The organism is Sulfuriferula sp. AH1 (genome assembly GCF_002162035.1).
Lineage (GTDB): Bacteria > Pseudomonadota > Gammaproteobacteria > Burkholderiales > Sulfuriferulaceae > Sulfuriferula.
The window spans coordinates 2,422,743-2,443,997 of record NZ_CP021138.1; the positions used below are offsets into that span (position 1 = coordinate 2,422,743).

The 21,255-nt window shown below is 56.4% G+C and carries 22 protein-coding genes and 1 tRNA gene; 2 read left to right on the plus strand and 21 right to left on the minus strand.

Features of this window, described 5'->3' with window-relative positions; genetic code table 11:
* Positions 1 to 13: 13 nt before the first annotated feature.
* The 14 genes from ychF to CAP31_RS12325 all read right to left on the minus strand — a co-directional run bounded on the left by ychF (position 14) and on the right by CAP31_RS12325 (position 12,096).
* Positions 14 to 1,105 carry a redox-regulated ATPase YchF gene (gene ychF / locus CAP31_RS12260; protein ID WP_087447794.1) on the minus strand — a complete coding sequence of 364 codons (1,092 nt, stop codon included), beginning with the start codon at positions 1,103 to 1,105 and terminating at the stop codon, positions 14 to 16.
* A gap of 5 nt (positions 1,106 to 1,110) precedes the next feature.
* Entirely contained in the window at positions 1,111 to 1,686 is a 576-nt protein-coding gene (gene pth, locus CAP31_RS12265) for an aminoacyl-tRNA hydrolase (RefSeq protein ID WP_087447795.1), read from the minus strand.
* 12 nt (positions 1,687 to 1,698) lie between these two features.
* Positions 1,699 to 2,289 carry a 50S ribosomal protein L25/general stress protein Ctc gene (locus CAP31_RS12270; protein WP_087447796.1) on the minus strand — a complete coding sequence of 197 codons (591 nt, stop codon included), beginning with the start codon at positions 2,287 to 2,289 and terminating at the stop codon, positions 1,699 to 1,701.
* A gap of 110 nt (positions 2,290 to 2,399) precedes the next feature.
* Positions 2,400 to 3,350: a ribose-phosphate pyrophosphokinase gene (locus CAP31_RS12275; protein ID WP_087447797.1), complete on the minus strand. Its 951-nt coding sequence runs from the start codon at positions 3,348 to 3,350 to the stop codon at positions 2,400 to 2,402.
* Positions 3,351 to 3,467: 117 nt separating this feature from the next.
* Positions 3,468 to 3,542, minus strand: a tRNA-Gln gene (locus tag CAP31_RS12280).
* Positions 3,543 to 3,577: 35 nt separating this feature from the next.
* On the minus strand, positions 3,578 to 4,429 hold the full coding sequence (ispE, locus tag CAP31_RS12285) for a 4-(cytidine 5'-diphospho)-2-C-methyl-D-erythritol kinase (RefSeq protein WP_087447798.1): 852 nt from the start codon (positions 4,427 to 4,429) through the stop codon (positions 3,578 to 3,580).
* Positions 4,426 to 4,998, minus strand: a complete 573-nt coding sequence (lolB, locus tag CAP31_RS12290) for a lipoprotein insertase outer membrane protein LolB (RefSeq protein WP_189836619.1) — start codon at positions 4,996 to 4,998, stop codon at positions 4,426 to 4,428. The genes ispE and lolB overlap by 4 nt, the downstream gene beginning before the upstream one ends.
* A 6-nt stretch (positions 4,999 to 5,004) precedes the next feature.
* Positions 5,005 to 6,705, minus strand: a complete 1,701-nt coding sequence (locus CAP31_RS12295; RefSeq protein ID WP_087447800.1) for a tetratricopeptide repeat protein — start codon at positions 6,703 to 6,705, stop codon at positions 5,005 to 5,007.
* 60 nt (positions 6,706 to 6,765) lie between these two features.
* On the minus strand, positions 6,766 to 7,455 hold the full coding sequence (locus CAP31_RS12300) for a M48 family metallopeptidase (protein ID WP_157662747.1): 690 nt from the start codon (positions 7,453 to 7,455) through the stop codon (positions 6,766 to 6,768).
* Between the two features lies 1 nt (position 7,456).
* Complete coding sequence (locus CAP31_RS12305) at positions 7,457 to 8,188, minus strand: 1-acyl-sn-glycerol-3-phosphate acyltransferase (RefSeq protein WP_087447802.1); 732 nt, start codon at positions 8,186 to 8,188, stop codon at positions 7,457 to 7,459.
* A complete protein-coding gene (gene gmhB, locus CAP31_RS12310) occupies positions 8,188 to 8,721 on the minus strand; it encodes a D-glycero-beta-D-manno-heptose 1,7-bisphosphate 7-phosphatase (protein WP_087447803.1) in 534 nt (177 codons plus the stop codon). The genes CAP31_RS12305 and gmhB overlap by 1 nt, the downstream gene beginning before the upstream one ends.
* 33 nt (positions 8,722 to 8,754) lie before the next feature.
* Positions 8,755 to 9,966 carry a multifunctional CCA addition/repair protein gene (locus CAP31_RS12315; RefSeq protein WP_087447804.1) on the minus strand — a complete coding sequence of 404 codons (1,212 nt, stop codon included), beginning with the start codon at positions 9,964 to 9,966 and terminating at the stop codon, positions 8,755 to 8,757.
* Positions 9,967 to 9,973: 7 nt separating this feature from the next.
* Complete coding sequence (locus CAP31_RS12320) at positions 9,974 to 11,008, minus strand: complex I NDUFA9 subunit family protein (RefSeq protein WP_087447805.1); 1,035 nt, start codon at positions 11,006 to 11,008, stop codon at positions 9,974 to 9,976.
* Between the two features lie 227 nt (positions 11,009 to 11,235).
* Complete coding sequence (locus CAP31_RS12325) at positions 11,236 to 12,096, minus strand: zinc dependent phospholipase C family protein (protein WP_087447806.1); 861 nt, start codon at positions 12,094 to 12,096, stop codon at positions 11,236 to 11,238.
* Between the two features lie 118 nt (positions 12,097 to 12,214).
* On the opposite strand from CAP31_RS12325, the gene CAP31_RS12330 reads away from it, so the two are divergent.
* Together CAP31_RS12330 and CAP31_RS12335 are read left to right on the plus strand one after the other, a co-directional pair.
* Positions 12,215 to 13,150, plus strand: coding sequence for a carbohydrate kinase family protein (locus CAP31_RS12330; RefSeq protein WP_087447807.1), 936 nt, complete (start codon positions 12,215 to 12,217; stop codon positions 13,148 to 13,150).
* 65 nt (positions 13,151 to 13,215) lie between these two features.
* Entirely contained in the window at positions 13,216 to 13,671 is a 456-nt protein-coding gene (locus tag CAP31_RS12335) for a glycine zipper 2TM domain-containing protein (RefSeq protein WP_087447808.1), read from the plus strand.
* Between the two features lie 58 nt (positions 13,672 to 13,729).
* On the opposite strand, the gene CAP31_RS12340 is transcribed toward CAP31_RS12335, so the two are convergent.
* The 7 genes from CAP31_RS12340 to CAP31_RS12370 are packed head-to-tail and all read right to left on the minus strand — an operon-like array spanning position 13,730 to position 21,235.
* The gene (locus tag CAP31_RS12340) at positions 13,730 to 14,434 is read right to left on the minus strand and encodes a response regulator (RefSeq protein WP_087447809.1); all 705 of its coding nucleotides are present in this window, start codon (positions 14,432 to 14,434) and stop codon (positions 13,730 to 13,732) included.
* Positions 14,431 to 16,572 carry an ATP-binding protein gene (locus tag CAP31_RS12345; protein WP_087448384.1) on the minus strand — a complete coding sequence of 714 codons (2,142 nt, stop codon included), beginning with the start codon at positions 16,570 to 16,572 and terminating at the stop codon, positions 14,431 to 14,433. The genes CAP31_RS12340 and CAP31_RS12345 overlap by 4 nt, the downstream gene beginning before the upstream one ends.
* A complete protein-coding gene (locus tag CAP31_RS12350) occupies positions 16,569 to 17,135 on the minus strand; it encodes a DUF4390 domain-containing protein (RefSeq protein WP_157662748.1) in 567 nt (188 codons plus the stop codon). Before CAP31_RS12350 ends, CAP31_RS12345 begins: the two co-directional genes overlap by 4 nt.
* Entirely contained in the window at positions 17,113 to 18,390 is a 1,278-nt protein-coding gene (gene rsmB, locus CAP31_RS12355; protein WP_087447811.1) for a 16S rRNA (cytosine(967)-C(5))-methyltransferase RsmB, read from the minus strand. The genes CAP31_RS12350 and rsmB overlap by 23 nt, the downstream gene beginning before the upstream one ends.
* Before the next feature lie 10 nt (positions 18,391 to 18,400).
* The gene (locus CAP31_RS12360) at positions 18,401 to 19,072 is read right to left on the minus strand and encodes a sulfite exporter TauE/SafE family protein (protein ID WP_087447812.1); all 672 of its coding nucleotides are present in this window, start codon (positions 19,070 to 19,072) and stop codon (positions 18,401 to 18,403) included.
* The gene (locus CAP31_RS12365) at positions 19,073 to 20,440 is read right to left on the minus strand and encodes an MFS transporter (RefSeq protein ID WP_087447813.1); all 1,368 of its coding nucleotides are present in this window, start codon (positions 20,438 to 20,440) and stop codon (positions 19,073 to 19,075) included.
* A gap of 15 nt (positions 20,441 to 20,455) precedes the next feature.
* Positions 20,456 to 21,235, minus strand: a complete 780-nt coding sequence (locus tag CAP31_RS12370; RefSeq protein ID WP_087447814.1) for an exodeoxyribonuclease III — start codon at positions 21,233 to 21,235, stop codon at positions 20,456 to 20,458.
* Between the last annotated feature and the right edge of the window lie 20 nt (positions 21,236 to 21,255).

Here is a 21,255-nt window from a genome sequence, read left to right on the forward strand (position 1 = left end):
GGCTTGAATTTTGTCAAACATTAAATCGAAAATGCATCACATCACCATCGCGAACAATATACTCCTTGCCCTCAAGTCGCATTTTCCCAGCTTCTTTTGCGCCTTGCTCACCCTTGCACGCTACAAAATCATCATAACCGATAACTTCGGCACGAATAAATCCGCGCTCAAAGTCGGTATGAATGACGCCAGCCGCCTGGGGCGCGGTACTGCCTTTATGAATAGTCCAGGCGCGCACTTCCTTTACGCCGGCAGTAAAATAGGTTTCCAGACCAAGCAAACTATATGCTGCCTGAATCAAACGATTCAATCCAGGTTCAGTCTGCCCCAGATCCGCAAGAAAAATGGCCTTATCGGCCTCATCCATATCGACCATTTCTGCTTCCAGCGCGGCGCACACCACTACTACCGGCGCACCCTCCGCAGCAGCAAAGGTGCGCACGCGGTCGAGCAGCGGGTTATTTTCAAATCCATTGTCATCGACGTTGGCTGTGTACAGCACAGGTTTCGCCGTCAGCAGACACAGCGGTTTGAGCAAATCCCGCTGATCGCTATCCAGATTCATCGCATACACAGGCTTTCCGGTATCCAGATGAGCGCGTACCAAATCGATCAGCGCCACCATTTTCACCGCTTCCTTGTCACCCGAACGCGCAGTTTTCTGATAACGCGTCAACGCCTTTTCCAGCGTCGCCAGATCCGCAAGCGCCAGCTCGGTCTGTATCGTTTCTATATCCGCAATCGGATCAACCTTGCCCGCCACGTGCACCACGTTATCATCCTGGAAGCAGCGCACAACGTGCGTGATCGCGTCAGTCTCACGGATATTCGCCAGAAACTGATTACCCAGGCCTTCACCCTTGGAAGCACCCGCAACCAGCCCCGCAATATCCACAAACTCAACAATAGCCGGCAATGTTCGCTCCGGCTTGACGATTTGCGCCAAGACCTCCATGCGCGGATCCGGCACTTCAACTACACCGGTATTGGGCTCAATTGTGCAGAAGGGATAATTCTCCGCTGCAATGCCGGCGCGCGTCAGCGCATTGAACAAGGTAGATTTCCCGACGTTGGGCAAGCCAACTATGCCGCATTTAAGACTCATAATTATTACGCTTTAGTGTGCAGTTTAAGCATCGCGGCTGCAAAATCACCGCGCAATATCTCTGGCAATACACCCAGACTCTGTATTATGACTGACTCGATCAAGTCAGCCTCATCGGTTCGAGGCGGATTAAGCACGTAGTTTGCCACTTCGTTTTTTTGGCCGGGATGACCGATACCCAAACGCAGCCGCCAGAATTGCGGCGAACCCAACTGCGCCGCAATATCTTTCAAACCATTATGCCCACCATGCCCGCCCCCTTGCTTTAATCGGGCCACACCCGGGGGCAAATCCAGTTCATCGTGAACAACCAGAATTTCATCAGGTACGATTTTATAAAATCGCGCCAGCGCTGCAACCGATTTGCCACTCAGATTCATGAAAGTTTGCGGCATCAGAAGATTGATTTCCGCTGCATTCATACCGCGACCCGCCACACCAAAAAAACGGGACTCCGGCTTCAACACCACGCGCAAATTTTCAGCACATTGTGTTAACCACCAGAATCCCGCATTGTGACGCGTCCGGGCATAATCACGCCCCGGGTTACCCAAACCCACTATAAGCCGTATCGCCGTCATGGGCCGGGATGATTACTCGGCCGCTTCTTCCGCGACAACACCGCGTGGTACGACAATGGTTGCCACAGCAGGATTTTCACCCTTGTGAGCAGCAACAGCTTCCACACCAGCAGGCAATTTCAATTCGGAAACGTGAATGGAATGGCCGGCGGCAAGGTCAGACAAGTCCACTTCAATGAATTCAGGCAGATTATCGACCAAGCAGGACACATCGAGTTCGGTCATGATGTGGCTAACGTTACCACCCGACAATTTAACACCTGGCGCCACATCGGCATTGATGAAATGCAACGGCACGCTGACATGAATCTTATGGGTTTTATCTACGCGCTGAAAATCGACGTGCTGAACTTCGACGCGGAATGGGTGCATGATAAAATCACGCAACAGCACGGCTTCCTTGACGCCATCCAGATTCATGGTCAGCACGGACGCATGAAACGACTCGCGCTTCAACGCGTAATAAAGCGCGTTATGATCCACTTCGATATTGACTGCCGGCTTATCACCACCATAGATAACACCTGGGGTCTTGCCACTACGACGCAGGCGGCGGCTCGCACCCTTACCCTGTACGTCACGTTTTTGAGCGATTACTTCCATTTTCTACTCCAGTTAAAAAGGCTGCGACAACTTTGAAGCAACCCAAGGTTAATTCATCCCCGCGACCAGGCGATGAACACATGATGGATGCTTGCGCATCCACCGAAAAATCACTCCATGAACAAAGAGCTGACCGAGTCTTCGTTACTGATCCGACGCATGGTCTCGGCCAACAGCTCCGCTACCGACAATTGACGTATGCGCGGACTGGCTTTCGCATCCTCTCGCAGTGGAATCGTATCGGTCACAACCAGCTCGTCCAACGCCGATTGATTGATGCGCTGCACGGCCGTACCCGATAACACCGGATGCGTGCAGTAAGCCAGCACCCGCTTCGCTCCGCGATCTTTTAACGCCTGAGCAGCTTCGCACAGCGTGTTTGCGGTATCAACCATGTCGTCCATGATGATACAGGTACGCCCTTCAACATCACCGATGATATTCATCACCTTCGCCACATTTGGCTTGGGGCGACGTTTGTCGATAATCGCCAGATCCGATTCCAGTCGTTTTGCCAGCGCGCGTGCGCGCACTACACCGCCTACGTCCGGCGACACCACAATCAGATCGGGATAGGACTGTTTCCACACATCACCCAGCAGGATAGGCGACGCATAAATATTATCTACAGGGATATCAAAAAAGCCCTGAATCTGGTCCGCGTGCAAATCCATCGTCAGCAAACGATCGATACCTGCACCGGTCAGCATGTTCGCCACCACCTTGGCAGTGATCGCAACCCGCGCCGAACGCGGACGGCGATCCTGGCGTGCGTAGCCGAAATACGGGATAGCGGCCGTAATGCGGCCCGCCGATGCCCGGCGCAATGCATCGACCATCACCATGATTTCCATCAGGCTATCGTTGGTCGGCACGCAAGTCGATTGCAACACGAACACGTCTTTGCCACGCACATGCTCCAGTAACTCAACCATCACTTCGCCATCCGAGAAGCGTGCTACCGTTGCGCGCCCTAGATGGATATTCAGATGACGCACCACATCCTCGGCCAATCTCGGATTAGCATTCCCGGTAAACACCATCAAGCTATCGTAGGCCACAACTCACCCCGCAAAACCTTAAGTACAGAAGACGAACTTTAACTCAAGGACAAAAAATAAAAGCGTGTAACGACACATTACACGCTTTTATTTTATCACTATAAGTCACTACACATTTGGCAGGGGAGGCAGGGATCGAACCTGCGAATGTCGGAATCAAAATCCGATGCCTTACCACTTGGCGACTCCCCTGTTGTTACTTGCGCAACGCAAGCCTGCAAACCGGCTTACTTCGCTAAATCATAAAGCGGATGCCTGTCCATGCCGCGCGCTACAAACCCGCGCATATTCCCGGGCAGCAATGCATATACTTTCTGTGCCTGCATCTCGTCGGCAAACTCTGCGAAAACGCACGCTCCCGACCCAGTCATCCGCGCTGGCGCATACTGGTTTAACCAAGCCAAATACTCTGCCACTACCGGATACTCCAAACACGCTACAGCTTGCAAATCATTTCGTGTCAGGCCCAACAATTGTGCAGCCTCGGAAAAGTCCGTTATTCTGATGCTTTTACTGTCTCTTGTCAATTGCTGATGTGCAAAAATCTTTGGTGTGGACACATGCACAGGCGGGACAAGCACCAAATACCAGGCGGGACTGAGCGTCACGGCCTGCAGCTGCTCACCGATGCCTTGGGCAAATGCGCTTTGCCCGAACACGAATACCGGTACATCGGCGCCCAGCTGCAAAGCCAGCGTCTGCAAACGCTCGCGCGGCCAGTTTAATCGCCACAGCCGATTCAATCCCAGCAGCACACTTGCCGCATCCGAACTGCCTCCGCCCAGACCGCCGCCCATCGGCAAGCGCTTATCCAGGCTTATCTCCACACCAAGCGACACAGCCGCGGTCTGCTGCAACAAGCGCGCAGCACGCACACACAGATCCTGTTCTTCCGGTACGCCGGCCAACGGGTGTACGCGCACGATACGCTCATCATGACGCAAACGCAGGTGCACAATATCGCCATAATCAACAAAACGAAAAACTGTTTCGAGCAAATGATAACCGTCCGACCGGCGACCGATGACATGCAGAAACAAATTCAGCTTGGCCGGTGCGGGGCAATTGATTTCGTTCATTCCAGCCCTGCCAGCTTCCAGTCGCCGATCGCCAGACGCACTTCTACACCTCGCCCGACAAGAGTCAATTTATTAGGCAGATTCACGCCGCCTACTTGCTGCCAACGGCTGTAAGTCACCACCCAGCCCGCCTGAGTCAAACGCGTAATACCATGTTCAGCATCCTGCTGCACTTGATAGGTCTGGTCCGGCGCCGCATGGCCTACGATCCAGTAAGCAAGATTTTCCAGTGGCAACTGCCAACCCAATAAGCGCTCAGTCAAATCCGCGACATTTTGCGCACGATGCGTTTTTTGCTCACTATCGACCAGCGTCACTCCATCGGCGTCACGGGTAAGCGCAGTTAAAGTTTGCCCCAATGGCGTAGACAGGGTCAGGTTATCGATCTCTGGACGGTGCCGCCAGTGTATCGCAGCGGAAGAGCTATCATTCCGGTAACGCACAGCCATGCGCCCATCCAGCTCGAACCGTTCCTGCACGGCCTGATTCAGGCCCGGCACAGCGATCCGGGGCGGCGCGCTCGCGCATCCCGTCAAAACCGACGCAACCAGCATTAACCACCAGCGCATCATCAACTACTTGAATTTCGCCATCACATCAAGCAGCGCCTGATTGTTCGGGCTGCTCGTCAACGCAGTCTGCCATAATTTGCGTGCCTCGTCACGCTTGCCTTGCGCCCACAACACCTCACCCAGATGCGCAGCGATTTCGGGATCGGGACGCGCACTGAATGCGCGGTGCAAATACTCCACGGCAATGTCCAATTTACCCAGACGGTATTGCGCCCATCCCATGCTATCAAGTATAAAAGGATCATTCGGTGCAAGCTTAAGCGCCTGTTCCAATAACGCCACCGCCTCGGGCAGTCTTATATTATGATCAGCCAGGGTATACCCTAATGCATTCAGCGCTTGCGCGTGTTCGGGCTGCAACTTCAGCAGATGGCGCAAATCCTTCTCCATCACATCCAGATGATTCAAACGCTCGGCGGCCATGGCATGATCATACAGCAGCTCGATCGAATCCGGGCGAGTTGCCAGCGCTTCGCCCAGCAATTCATAGACCCCCGCATCGTCTTTGGCTTCACGCAGCAAGTCGGCCTCGGCCTGAATCAGGCGCACGCGATCAGCATCATTATCGACCTTGATTGCATGCAGGTAAGTACGCGCTGCCGCCAGTCTGCCCTGTTTTGCAAGCAGTTTGGCGTATTTTGCCTGCGCGATTAAATATTGCGGGCCTTTGGGCACAGCCTGATACCAGGATGCGGCCTCGTCATTCCGTCCTCGCGCTTCCGCAACCTGCCCCAGATAAATCTGCACCGCGCTCGAATCGACATAGTTCAATTTCAGCGCCGACCTGAAGGCCGCGTCAGCCGCGTCCAGATCATTCATCTGCAATGAAATCAAACCTATTGCCAACTGCATCTCCGGACTGTCCGGCACCACTTTTGCCAATATGCGGAATTGGTCACGCGCTTCCGGCAAACGATTCTGATTCAGCAAAGCGCGCGCGTAACCCAACCGCAATTCCTTGGCATCGGGGTAGCGCTTGAGATAATCCTGAGCGTAGGTATTACCATCGAATTTACCATCCCGGCTCAATATCTCCAGGCGCAATAACGCTGCCGCTTCCCAATCCGGCTTGAGCTTGTGCAGCACATCCAGTTCAGCCAACGCCAAATCAAATTTCCCGGCGCGGGCGGCAGCCTGAGCCAATACCAGATGCGCCTCGGGCAAATCAGGATAAGGCTGCGCCAGCTCCTGCACCAGCGCCAGCCCGGCAGTCTTGTCCGGCTGAGCACCCAGCATCGCTCCCAGATGGATGAATGCCGCACCCGCATTCTCGCGATTAGCGGCCAGCAATTGCTGCAAATAAGGTTTGGCGTCGGCCAATTTGCCGCCCCCTAACAATATCGAGGCCGCCGTCTGGCGTGCACTAACCGATTGCGGCTCCAGATCCAGCCATAATTTCGAAGCCGATTCCGCTGCTTTGGCTTGACGTGCGTATAACGCAATCTCGGTTGCACGTTTGGCAATACGCGGATCGCGCGTAGTTTTAGCCAGATCCAGATAGGCTTCGCTCGCCAGCGCCAGATCGCCGCGCTGCCCCGCAATCTCGGCAACCAGGAATTGATACAATATCTGGTTGGTAAGCACTTGCTTGGGTAGTTTTTCTTCTTCGGCAACCGCCTTCGACGTTGGCGTTGCTGCCATAACCGGCGTCAGCGCTGACAAGGTGGCACTTAACACTATGATGTAAAAAGCAGACAGACGCATTTCGTTATTCCAGGTTAATTTATCGATTAGAAGCCGGTAAAGAGCTATAGGTTCATTTCACTACGAGGATATCCGGTAATAGCGATGTCCATGCATTCGCAATAAATTGTGCGATGTCTGGTAATCCGGATAAATCCGCATCAACTCTTGCCAGAAACTGGCCGAATGATTCATATGCCTTAAATGCGCCAGCTCATGCGCCAGCACGTAATCTATTTCTGCAGTGGATGCCTGAATCAAACGCCAATTCAAACGTATCACACCCTCCCGCGTGCAACTGCCCCAACGAGTGCGCGCACTGGACAGCTTAAGCCGACTTGGCTGCCGTGACAGCAGCGGCACGAACTGCGCGAACCGCGCCTGAAAATACCCCAGAGCCACACTTTGATACCAAGCCGGCACGACAGTTCCCAAGTCTGCCAGTTGTGGCGCATACAAAACCCTATCCTTAAGCGACACTGCCGGAATGTGAGCACCCACTTCAAGCGCAACCTCTTCACCCAGATACAAAAGCTTCATCCCATCCCGCCAGTACGGGCCAACTGACTCCGGCACAACATGCCTTGCCAGCTTCTCCGCAATCCAGGATGCCTTATCCAGCACAAAACGCTCAATATGAAACAGCGGCAAAGCCCACGGCGCATGCACGACCAGCCCCTGCCTATTCACAGTCAGCGCCAGAGTCGTCCGTGCCGTACTGCGTTTCAGATTATATTGCCGACTGGTTCCATGCAATACAATTTGACGCAATTCACTGCTTCGCTGAAGCTTGCGCATACCTGGGCAAATGCGTCATTTCCGACTCTATCCAAGACTGCACTCGCTGATTGAGCGCATCGGGCTTCATGCCGGCAGGGTCAATCACCGGACCTATGCTTACTGTAATCAATCCCGGGCGTTTCAAAAATGCATTCTTCGACCATAATTCTCCGGCGTTATGCGCGACCGGCACGACCAGCGAACCGGCATGAGTCGCCAGCCATGCGCCGCCAATGCCATATTTACCTACCTGACCGGAAACAACCCGTGTACCTTCGGGAAAAATCAGCACGCCCAAGCCATCGGCCAGCCGCTGTTTACCCTGCTCGGCAATCTGCTTTAACGCAGCACGCCCGTCGCCGCGATTAATGGCGATCGGCGCCAGCATCGCCATACCCCAGCCAAAAAACGGGATACGCAGCAATTCACGCTTCAGCACGACAGCCATCGGCGGCAATAATATGGGCAAGGCTATGGTTTCCCATGCAGACTGATGTTTCGCCATAACAATCGCCGGCACGGCAGGCAAATTCTCCATACCCAGCACCTGATAACGTATGCCGCACACCCAGCGCGCCAGCCAGACTACCGCCCGGTTCCAGCCGGTAATGACACGATAGCGGGTGAATAACGGAAAAGGAAATGTCAGCAGCGCAAAAAATGCAAATATGACCGTAAGTATCGACTGCAACAACAAAAACACCACGGAACGCAACACCACCATTACTTCAGCACCTCATCCACTGCACCCGCCAGATCGGCAACGATTCTCGTACCCTCGGGCAAATCGCCTGCTGCCCGCGTTTTCTCGCCTTTACCTGTCAGCACCAGAATGGGCGCCGCCCCTACTGCAGCGGCCGCTTGCAAATCGCGCAGGCTGTCGCCCACGGCCGGCACGGCGATCAATGACATGTCGAAGCGTTCGGCGATTTCCAGATACATGCCGGCTTGCGGCTTGCGGCAAGCGCATTTGGCGTCGGCGGCATGCGGGCAATAAAATACCGCGTCGATGCGGCCGCCCACAGTGGCTGCCGCTTTATGCATTTTCGCATGGATCGCATTCAGCATCGCCATATCGAACAAGCCGCGTCCCACCCCCGACTGATTCGTCGCTACCACGACACGATAGCCCGCCTGATTGAGCCGCGCTATTGCTTCCAGACTGCCAGCAATTGGCTTCCACTCGTCGGGGCTTTTGATAAAGTGATCGGAGTCCAGATTAATGACGCCGTCACGGTCCAGAATAATAAGTTTCATGCGTTAAGTATAACCCAGAAAATCGGCACGGTTCTAAACCGATAACCGGCCAATCGCCTGGATACGCGCGGCACGGATATTCAAACCGATCTTCTCCGCCTCAGCGGTAGCCGCCACAATGCCTGCAGTATCAATTTGCTGTGCGGCACACAAAGCGGCTTGCAGATAATCGGCAGCAGGGTACGCCACCGTCTCGTAGCCGGGGCGTCCCCGCGCATCGGACACACAAGCCTGCAGTAATTCGGTGAAACGCTGCGGACGACGGAATGCATCAGTGGCTTCAAATATCCTGATAACGGTCTCTGCACGCAATTGCCGGGCACGGTGAATATCGCCATGATAGCGCGCAGCAATCACTGCCAGATCACGGCAGTCATTGGGCACGCGCAAACGCACGCACAGCTGCTTCACCAGCGTCACGCTGCGCGCCTCATGTCCGTGATGGCGCGGCCACAATGCCGGCGGCGTGGTGCCTTTGCCGAGATCATGAGTCAGCGCGGCAAAACGTACCGGCAAACTGAAGCCCTGACTGGCGGCGTAATCCACCACCATCATCACATGTATGCCGGTATCGATCTCAGGGTGATGCTGCGGGGGTTGCGGCACGCCGAACAAGCAATCGATCTCGGGCATGATCCGCGCCAATGCCCCGCATTCGCGCAGCGTAGCGAACATGCGCGACGGATGCGCTTCCATCAAGCCCCGCGCCAACTCCTGCCATACCCGTTCCGGCACCAGATGATCGACTTCGCCAGCCGCGACCATTTGCCGCATCAAGCCCATGGTTTCCGGCGCGATCGTGAATTCGGCAAACCGCGCCATGAACCGGGCGGCGCGCAGTATGCGCACCGGGTCTTCGGCAAACGCGGCACTGACATGACGAAACACGCGCGCCGCAAGATCGGCCTGACCATGATAGGGATCGACCAGCTCGCCGGTGACCGTTTGGGCAATGGCGTTCACGGTAAAATCGCGGCGCGCCAGATCCTGCTCCAGGGTCACATCGGGATCGGCATGGACCACAAAGCCCTTGTATCCCGGTGCGGTTTTGCGTTCGGTGCGCGCCAGCGCATATTCTTCACGCGTACGGGGATGCAGAAAAACGGGAAAGTCCTTGCCGACGGGCAGAAACCCCTGTGCCACCATCTGCTCAGGGGTGGCGCCGACAACGACGTAATCGCGATCCTTGACCGGCAATCCGAGCAGACTATCCCGGATTGCGCCGCCGACCGCGAACACTTCCATGCTCGAATTACCTGCCGGCGTGGTGCCGGAACTCGGTATACCGGCCACGCGGCGTTGCGCCGCTCAAGTATTCCGGTGCGATAGCTTCGAGTGCCGCAGGTTGTAGCTTGGGTGGTGCAGGATGCTGGTGATCGCAGACGTTATCCACCTGCATCGCATAATAATTGTCACGGGTCATCAGTTTCCTGCCGGGCATCAATTCCAGCGCCCAGGCTTGCAGATAAGACAGCTTGGCGCACAGCGGAATAATGCGCGGATTTTTGCCCACCGCCTGCGCAACAAACGCGACCAGTTCCCGCAACGTATAGACCTTGGGCCCGCAGACATCATAAGTTGCGCCGAAAGCCGCGGAATTGTCCAGCGCATCAACGAAGGCCCTGGCCACATCATCCACCCATACCGGCTGGAAACGTGCACCGGCATTGGCAAGCGGAAGCACAGGCAACTTGACCAGACCGGCAAACATCGACAAGAAGCTGTCACCACGGCCGAAAATCACCGAAGGACGGAAGATAGTGGTGTACATGCCATAACCATGAACGAATTTGGGGCCATCCAGATACCAGCGCTCATTCTCCGAATTGGGCATGGCGGATTCGCGCATCAATGCCTCACCCACCCCCTTGGAACGCTGGTATGCGCTGCGCGAAGTCGGGTCTGCGCCCAGCGCGCTCATGTGCAACACGCGCTGAATACCATTTGCAGCGCAGGCATGCAGCACCTTGCGCGGTAATTCGACATGATTTTCATGGAAATCGCCACGACGTGCAGAAGGTTTGTCAACGCGGCCATGACGGATTTCGTGCAACACCCCGACCAGATTGATTACCGCATCCATCCCTTCAAACTGGCGATTAAGCTCGACCTGATCATGAATATCCGCTTCCACGACTTCCACCGTCGGCAGCACCGTGAGCGCTTTCGCCCGATCGCGGTTGCGCGTCAGCACACGCACCTGACGGCCTTGCGCAGCCAGCATTTGAACAATAACCGAGCCCACAAAACCATTGCCGCCCAACACACAGATACGATTGAATTTCATGCTTGATCCCAATGTTAAATCCAACAAAGCACACACTGAAATCAACGATTTCGTGCCGCCAATAATCAACTTTGAATTTTAACCTAAAAACGCCAGGTTAAGGGGACCTCTAAAAATTCATTTATCAAGGGGATGAGACGGAAGCGTAAAGAACGCCGAAGCGAGACCTGCCGGGCGGAAAGCCACTGCATGGACACACCAAACCACACATACGGCCGGATGAATTTTCAGTGAAATTCCTGGAGCGAGCCGTAAAAGCAATCGTCCGGCAAAGGCTGACCGCGTTTGATCTGATGGTCGCTGAATTGCGATAACCGCTGCTGCGCCATCTTGGCACAACCGCCGTTGGCATCGAGGATGGGTGAATCGCCGGCCAGCACTCTGTTTATTTCCTCGAAGCGCGCGCTGGTCTCGCTGATAAAATAATTGAAACGCCGCACCACCCGCTTATCCATACGCATCACGCCACGATACAATCCCTGCGGCAGGCGGCACCAGCGCAAACCCTGATCGGCCCGAGCCAGCACGCGCACTGCCACTCTGGCCTGTTTCTGCGGAAGCGAAAAATGCCGGCTGATCAGGATCACAATTTCCTGTTCGCCGGCACGCAGCAATTGCCCCGGCGTTGCCAATAGATGCTCGCCCACATGCGCATCCATCGCCCATTCGGAGACGGTATGCGCCAGCATCGGCCAATCCAGCCACAGCCGCTCATGCGCCGGGACAAAATGATGATGTGCCACGACGTCGGCGAACAGATGACTGAAATAGCCCACCGCCAGTGCACGTTCCGCGTCGTTCTGCGCCAGCTGCAGCATGCGTGTCGCATCCTGCCAGTTATGCGTCTGCTCGAACGCCTGCGTCCCTACCGCCCGGCCCACCAGCGCCAGATCAGGCAGGCATGCCCCGGCCATGACCAGTTTCGGGTAACGCGACACCGCGCGGCGCAATTCGCCATCCAGCAATGGCACGCCCCATAATAGCCATTGTGCAAAATAGACATGGGTATACAGCCCCCAGGCGTTGGCATCGTGCGATTGCAACAGCAGCGGCGTACACCAGAATAGATAGCGAATCAGCTTTTTCATGCAATCAGACTATCGCGCGATTACGACAGATTGATGATTAACTGATGAATATTCGATGAAAACGATGCTTGCATGGCATCTGATATAATTGGCAGATTATCATCACACGAAAACCATTATGTCTGCCCTGATCTGCGGTTCGCTCGCATTTGACTCCATCATGGTATTCCATGACCATTTCAAAAATCACATCCTGCCGGAAAAAATCCACATGCTGAACGTGTCATTTCTCGTCCCGGAAATGCGCCGCGAATTCGGCGGCTGCGCAGGCAACATCGCTTACAACCTCAAGCTGCTCGGCGGCAATCCGCAGATCATGGCGACATGCGGCGCCGATTTCGCTCCGTATGCCGCCCATCTGGACAAACTGGAAATCAGCCGCAAACATATTCGCAGCGTGGATGACAGTTTCACCGCGCAAGCCTTTATCACCACGGATTTATCCGACAACCAGATCACCGCCTTTCACCCGGGCGCGATGAACTTCTCGCATTTCAATCACGTCGATCAGGCCAGCGACATCACCATCGGCATTGTTGCACCCGACGGACGTAACGGCATGCTGCAACATGCCCGCGAATTTCATGCAGCAGGCACCCCATTTATTTTTGATCCCGGTCAGGGCATGCCGATGTTCGACGGCAATGATTTAATGGAATTTGTCGCGCTGGCAGACTATGTCACCCTCAATGATTACGAAGCCGAACTGTTGCAGAATCGCACCGGCAAGACCCTGCCCGAACTGGCGCAGCAAGTGCGTGCGCTGATAGTCACCTGTGGCGAGCTGGGTTCCCAGATTTACACCGGCGGACAGATTTTCGACATTCCTTGCGCCCGCGCCAGCGCAGTCCTCGACCCCACCGGTTGCGGCGATGCTTACCGTGCCGGCTTGTTGCATGGCATAAGCAATGGCATGGATTGGCCCACTACCGGCCGACTGGCCTCACTGATGGGCGCGATCAAGATCGCGCATCGCGGCGGCCAGAATCACGCGCCCAGCCAGGGCGAAATCAAGAAACTGTTCAAAACCGAATTTGGGTACGAGTTGGACTAGCGAGCTGAACTAACAGACGACATCCGCATCTATTGCCTTACCAGTTCATTCAACGGGAGAGCATCATGAATATCAATAAGCCTTTAGCGCTGGCCATGCTCGCAACATTTGCGCTGAGCGGATGCGCCAGCGGACTCGGCAGTGCCGATTATGACCGCAGTCAGGCCCGAACTGTACAGGAAGTCCAGACCGGCGTAGTGGTCGCGGTCCGCACCGTCAAGATCGAAGGTACCAAGTCCCCCGTCGGCACCTTGGGCGGTGCGGCGGTTGGCGGCATTGCAGGCAGCGAGGTGGGCGGCGGCAGGGGCCAGATCGCCGGCGCCGTCATTGGCGCGGTACTCGGCGGCGTAGCCGGTTCCACTGTCGAAGAAAATGTGACGTCGCAAACAGGCCTGGAAATCACGGTCAGACTCGATTCCGGCCGTACCATCGCCATCACCCAGGGCGCCGACCAGCAGTTCCGCGCAGGCGACCGGGTACGTGTACTCAGTGGCGGCGGCACTACCCGCGTTACCTACTGAAACGGCAACACCGGCAGGATGAGTGTGCGGCCATTCATCCTGTCGCGATTCGCATGACCTACTGATCCGCTTTCTTGGGCAATTTCACGCCCAACTGTTTTAATTTGCGATACAGATGCGTGCGCTCGACGCCGGCCTGTTCCGCCAACCGGCTCATATTGCCAGCCGTCTGTTCAATCAGGCGTTCAAAATAATGACGTTCGAAGAGATCGCGTGCTTCGCGCAGCGGCAAACTCATCGCCACGTTCATGCTGGCCAACCAATTGTTCTGCACCTCCGCACCTGCCGCAGCCGGTTCGGAAACTTCATCAGTCGGGCCGGATTGCTCGATGGGCCGGGCAATGACTTCATCGTACGCCGTATCGCTGGCCTTCGATGTCACAGACAGCTTTGCCGGCTCGTGCTTCAGACTGTTAGCCACCGTTTCCAGCAGCTTCTTCAGCGCGATAGGTTTTTCCAGAAAACCTACCGCGCCGATACGCGTAGCCTCCACCGCAGTATCAATGGTGCCGTGCCCTGACATCATCACCACCGGCATGCTCAGCTCCCCGGCTGCCGCCCATGCCTTGAGCAGGCTAATGCCATCCATGTCCGGCATCCAGATGTCCAGCAACACCAGATCAGGGCGCGTATGCTGCCGGTACTCGCGGGCCATTGCAGCGTTTTCTGCAAGCGCGACATCATAGCCTTCATCCGCCAGGATTTCAGATAACAGTTCGCGTATCCCCATTTCATCGTCAACAACCAAAATCTGTCCACTCATGCCACTTGCTCCACTTGTCCTGCCTTGTCCGCAGCGGGTAAACGAATACATACAGCCACCCCCCCTTCGGGGCGATTTTCCATGCGAATAACGCCGTGATGCTCCTCGATAATTTTCTTCACAATCGCCAGACCCAGCCCGGTCCCCTTGGGCTTGGTCGTGGCATAGGGTTCAAACAAACGCTCCAGTACATGCTCGGGCAAGCCCGAACCATTATCAGTGATAATCAGCTGCACGTCATGATCCGCCACACGCGTGCCGATGCCGATATAGGGCTGAGCGGTATCGATCAGCGCATCCTGTGCGTTCTGCAACAGATTATGGATAATCTGCCGCAACAGCTTCGCATCGCCCATCACCAGCGGCAAATGCTCCGCCAGATCCAGATGAATGGCAGCATCATGCCCATACAAATCCAGTACTTCGCCGACCAGCGCATTCAGGTTCACCGGCAGCAATTGTGCACGCGGGGTCTTGGCATACTCGGCAAAAGCATTCACCATCTCCTTCATCGCCGATACCTGATTGACTATGGTCTGCGTCGAGCGACGCAACGTGGCCGCATCGGCAGTATTGAGCTTGTCCGCGAACTTATGCTCTATGCGTTCTGCCGAAAGCTGGATCGGCGTCAGCGGATTCTTGATCTCGTGCGCCAGCCGCCGCGCCACTTCCCCCCACGCTGCATCGCGCTGCGCGCGTACCAGATAAGTGATATCGTCGAACACCAGTATGTAGCCGCTGTCGATGCCGCTCGGCAGACGCGTGCCGCGCGCCAGCAAAATCCGCTTGTCATGATTGCCGCGATACTCGATTTGCTGCTGCCAGTCCGCATCCGGCTGCGCCTGGAACTGCGACGCGATGGCATGGGAAAAATCAGCCAGCTGCGGCGCGTGGCTCGGCCACTGATACGGCTGCATGCCGCGCAAAGCAGCAGCATTTACCCCAAGTATCTGAGCGGCGGCAGGATTGATGCTGCGCACGCGCAACTGCTCGTCCAGCGCCACTACCCCCGAAGTCAGATTACCCAGTATGGTTTCCAGATAGGCATGGGATTTTTCGATCTGCGCACGACTGTCCTCTGCCGCCGAACGCGCTTCCGACAGCTGACGGGTCATGCGGTTAAACGATTGCGTCAGCATGCCCAGCTCGTCGCGGCTGTTCACCGGATGCATCTGGCTGAAATCGCCTTTGGCAACGGCACGCGTACCCTTGGCCAGCGCGCGTAGCGGCGCAGCCATCTGTTCGCTGATCAGGAAAGCCAGCGCGACCGTCGCCAGCAGCGCCAATACCATCGCCAGCGTCAGCGTCAGTCCATAAAGACGTTTCAGTCCCAGCCGCGACAATGACAGTTCCTGATAATCCTGATAAGCCAGACGCACGGCCTCTGCATCGTCGGCCAGTTTTTTCGGCACCGGCTGCAACAACTGCAACACCCGGATATTTTCGGTAAACGACAATAAATTCACCGGCACGACCACACGTATATACAACCCGCGATCACCAACATTTTCTATCCGCGCATAAGTTTGCTGTTGCCGCACTTGCAACAGTATGCTGTTGTCCGGGGCCGAGGGCGCAAGCCCGGACCGCTCGTTACCGGCGAACGAAATCAGCTTGCCGCGTTCAGTAAACAAGGTCGCTTCCTGGATACTGTATTGTTCGCGTAACGCATTAAGCTCAATGGAATGCACACTGGCCGGCGTTTCCGCCAGCCGCTGCGCCATGGAATCCGCTTTGACGGTCAGTTCGCGCTGCAGGTTATCCAGCGCTGCCTGCCCCAGATTCAGGCCGCTGCCCAGTGCGGTATCGACGCGCACGTCGAACCAGGACTCGATACTCTTGGACAGGAACTGCACCGATACCGCATATACCACTGCACCTGGTAACAATGCCATCAGACCGAACACCAGCATCAGCCGTATGGTGAGCTTGGTGCCGAACACGCCCGCACGCATTTTGCGACGCAGCTGCACGATCTGGTAACCCACCAGCACCACCATCGCCACCACCAGCGAGCCGGTCGCCACCAGCAACAGCGGGAAATTGTGCGCGAACAGATCAGTATTGGCACTGGCACTGGAAAGCAAATAAACCAGTCCGGCACCAACAATGAAACTGAGTAAAACCAGGTATTTCACGGGTTCATCATCCACACCAGAGGAGCGGATTCCAGATCCCATCTGCCGGTCGCTATCGCATTGATCTGCAAGGGTTTCGGCAACTGGGAAGTATCCAGCCGCATGCTTAATGTCGCTTCGTAGCTTTCATGCTTGCCCAGCTGGTCGCGCGCAATGACCGGCCAGGCGTTGATTTCGCCCAGGATCGTCAGCGCATCTTCCAGCTTGTCGACGCTGCGCGCGTGCACATTCACGCCGGAAACCAGATACTGCCGCAACAGCGCATTGTAGGACAGGCGCGTCACGCGGGTGATATTCGCAAGATCTTCATTCCACCAATACCAGCGCGGCCGTTTGAACTCGAATTTGGTGATGAAATAAAGGGACACGCCTTTTTTGATCGCTTCTTCCAGCGTCGGTCCCAGCGTCACATTCATCTGTGCGTACAGATAATAGGTATCTTCGACCTGTTTCAGTTCGGCCGATTTGATCTGTATTCCCTCGCTGGCCGCGAAAATGGGCGCACTTACACCCATCCACATGAACATCACCAGCCAGAATTTAAATTTTTTCAAGTAAGGCATAGAAGAAACCATCGTGATTATCGTTCGGCAACAATTGTCCCGGCGTCACCCACTCCCCATCCAGCTGCAATTGTCGCGCATCTGCATGCGCTGCTACAAATCTATCTATTTGCTGCTGATTTTCCTCGGGGAAAATCGAACAAGTCACATAGAGCAATTTACCACCCGTTGCCAAACATCGCCAGAGCGCTGGCAAAATTACCGCCTGCTGTACGGCGAATTGGGCAATATCATCCGGACGGCGCAACCATTTGATATCCGGATGGCGACGCACCACACCGGATGCCGAACACGGCACATCGGCCAATATGCGATCGTAAGCCACACCATCCCACCACGACGCCGGATCCCCGGCATCGCCGAGCTTGAGCTGCGCCTCCAATCCCAGCCGCGCCAGATTCTCGCCCACCCGTTGCAAACGTGCGGCGTCGCTATCCAGCGCAGTCAGATCGACTGCGGCCAGCTCCAGGATATGACCGGTCTTCCCCCCCGGGGCGGCACAGGCATCCAGCACGCGCTGACCGTCATGCACATCGAGTAGTGTCGCTGCCAATTGCGCACCGGCATCCTGTACCGACACCCGGCCGTCGGCGAACCCGGGCAACGCAGTGACCGCGACCGGCTGCGCCAGCTGCACAGCCCACTCTCCTGTCCGGCGCGCTGCAATGCCTTCGTCCTGCAGCCATTCCAGATAAGCCGCTGCGTTGCCATGCTGCGCGTTGACTCGCAATGTCATCGGCGGATGCTGGTTGCCCGCGACCAAAGCCGCCTGCCAATGCTGCGGGTAGGCCGCACTCACTTTATCGATCCACCATTGCGGATAATTCCAGCGTGCTACCGGCTGCGCCATGACCGTTGCTGTCAATGCATCCGCCTGCCGCAAATAATTGCGCAATACGGCGTTGGTCAGTCCTCGCGCCCACGGCTGTATGGCCGCCGCGGCTTCCACGGCTTCATTCACCACCATGTGCGTCGCATCGGGTCTGACCCGCACCTGGCGCAGCGCCACCACCAGCATAGTCGCGATCACCCGGTCCGTCAGCGGCTTGGTCAGCAGCGCATCGCGCATTGCCGCCAGTTCGCCGTATTCGCGCAAGCTGGCGTAACACATGTCCTGTACCGTTGCCCGCCCCGGCGCGGGCTGGTCGGCCAATACCCGGTTCAGATTCTGGCCTTTGTGTATCACCGCATCGACTGCAATGGCCGCACGCTTGAAGAGCTGGCGCAAAGGCGGCTGCAAATGGGTTTGAGTCATCGAGTTTTACCTATAAATTGATTATCAGCCGCGCCAGGCCGAGCACGCCGAAGGACGCCACCAGCAGACCGGCGACGAGCCGCACCGACGGCTGACGGGTCAAATGCTGCAAACGCTGCGCAAGCAGGCCCATCGCCAGCAGATTGGGCAAGGTCCCCAGGCCGAACGCCAGCATCAGCAATGCGCCATGTCCGGCACTGCCGGTAGCCAATGCCGAGATCAGCACCGAATACACCAGCCCGCACGGCAGCCAGCCCCATACCATCCCCACCAGCAGCGCCTGCACCGGATTACGCACCGGCATGAAACGCTTCATCAGCGGTTGCAATCTTTTCCAGATACCGCCGCCGAGATTCTCCAGTACCAGCACGGCACGCGACAGGCCCGCCAGATACAGCCCCAGCAGGATCAGCATGACGTTGGCGAACACGTACAGCCCGCGCGACACCGGAAGAAAACCGTTCAACAACAAGGTACTTGCACCCACCGCACCTGCGATCGCACCGGCCAGCGCATAACTCAGCAGACGCCCGCCGTTATAGCCCAGCAGCATCGGCAGACTGGGTTTGGCATTCGGCGTCGCAAACGACAAGGCGGTCACGATGCCACCGCACATGCCCACACAATGCACGCCGCCCAGCAAGCCCACCAGAAACACCGACAAAATACTTAATTCAGGCATCTATTTATCCTGCACATGCAGACGCGCCCGTCCTGCCAGCCACACCAGCACCAGCACCGGCAGTCCCAGCAACGCAGTTCCCGTAAAGAAATCGGCGTAACCGTAAGCATCGACAAAATCGCCGGAGAACCCGGCAATGAACTTGGGCAACAGCAGCATCACCGAACTGAACAAGGCATATTGCGTCGCCGAATACGCACTGTTGGTCAACCCCGACAAATAGGCGACAAAGGCGCTGGAAGCGATACCGGCGGAAAGATTGTCCGCCGACACGGTAAACACCAGCGCCGAGACGTCATGACCCTGTCCGGCCAGCCAGACGAACAGCAGATTGGTTGCCGCAGACAGCACTGCGCCCAGGAACAGGGTGCGCATCACCCCCATCCTTGCCGTCAGCACGCCGCCAAGGCCTGCGCCGGCTATGGTCATGATGACGCCGAACACCTTGGACACCGTAGCCACTTCATCCTTGGAATACCCCATGTCCACGTAGAACGGATTACTCATCACGCCCATCACCACGTCCGAGATCCGGTAAATCGCAATCAGCGCCAGTATCAATGCCGCCTGCCAGCCGAAACGACGCACAAAATCCATGAACGGACTCAGCACCGCGGTATAGAGCCATGCCGCCGCCGTCAGCAATTTGCCGCTGAGACCCTTGCCGGCCAGCCAGGCATGCACCTCGCTCGCTTCCTGTTGTGCGACGGGATTGGGTGCCAGTTCCGGTTCGCGTATGGTCAATGTCGCCAATATCCCTACTGCCATGCACACCGCCATCACCAGATAAGCGACGTGCCAGGGATTGAAATCATAAGCGTCCGGCGTGGTATCCACCGCTGACGCGATCCACAATACGCCGGCGCCCGCGGTGATCATCGCAATACGATAACCCGCCTGATAGGTGGCCGCCATCGCGCCCTGCTTTTCCTGCGTCACCGCCTCGATGCGATATGCATCCATGGCAATATCCTGAGTTGCGGACGCAAATGCGACTGCCAGCGCAAACAGGATGGTCGGCTGCAGATCAACGGCAGGATCGGTATTCGCCATCCCCAGCAGCGCTAGCACAATGACGATTTGCGACAACAGCAGCCAGGCCCGGCGCCGCCCCAGCCATCGGGTAAGCAGCGGTAGCGACATGCGGTCCACCAGCGGCGACCACATCCACTTGAAACCGTAAGCCAGCCCGACCCATGATAAATGACCGATGGTGGCACGGTCTATCCCTGCCTCGCGCAGCCAGAACGACAGCGTGCCCAGCACCAGCAGCAACGGCAATCCGGAGGAAAACCCCAGGAACAGCATCCCCACCACACGGGGATGAGCATAAACCTTGAACGCGGCTAACCAAGGATGTGTCGGCATAATGTGCTCTTGAAATCAGATATGGAAATCGTAATCCACAATCAGCGGCGCATGATCGGAGAAACGCTCGGCTTTATAAACAGTTGCTGAAGTCGCCGTGGCGGCGAGGGTCGGCGTCGCCAGCTGATAATCGATGCGCCAGCCGACGTTCTTCGCCCAGGCCTGTCCCCGATTGCTCCACCAAGTATAGGCTTCGCCGGTCGCCTCGGGATACAGGGTACGATGCACATCCACCCATACCAGCTCGTCCAGCACTTGCGTCATCCACGCGCGTTCTTCCGGCAGGAAACCCGAATTCTTCTGATTGGATTTCCAGTTTTTCAGGTCGATTTCCTTGTGTGCGATATTCCAGTCGCCGCAGATCACCACCTCGCGTCCGCTCGCCCGCAACGCTGCGAGGTGCGGATAAAACCGCGCCAGGAAATCGAATTTCACCTGCTGGCGGTCTTCGCCGCTGGACCCGGACGGCAAATACAGCGAAATCACGCTCAGATTGCCGAAGCGCGCCTCCAGATAACGGCCTTCGGCATCGATATCGGCGATGCCGAGCCCGACGATAACCTCATCTGCCAGCCGTTTGCTGTAAATGCCGACACCGCTGTAACCTTTTTTGTCGGCATAATGGAAATAGCCGGTGTAGCCCTCAGGCGCCAGCATCTCGGAGCGCATATCCGCTTGCTGCGCCTTGAGTTCCTGCACGCAAACGCAGTCGGCGTCCTGACGCAGCATCCATTCAAAAAAGCCTTTGCTCGCTGCGGAGCGAATCCCGTTCAAATTGGCAGTTATAATACGCACTTTGCGATTCCAAAATTCAA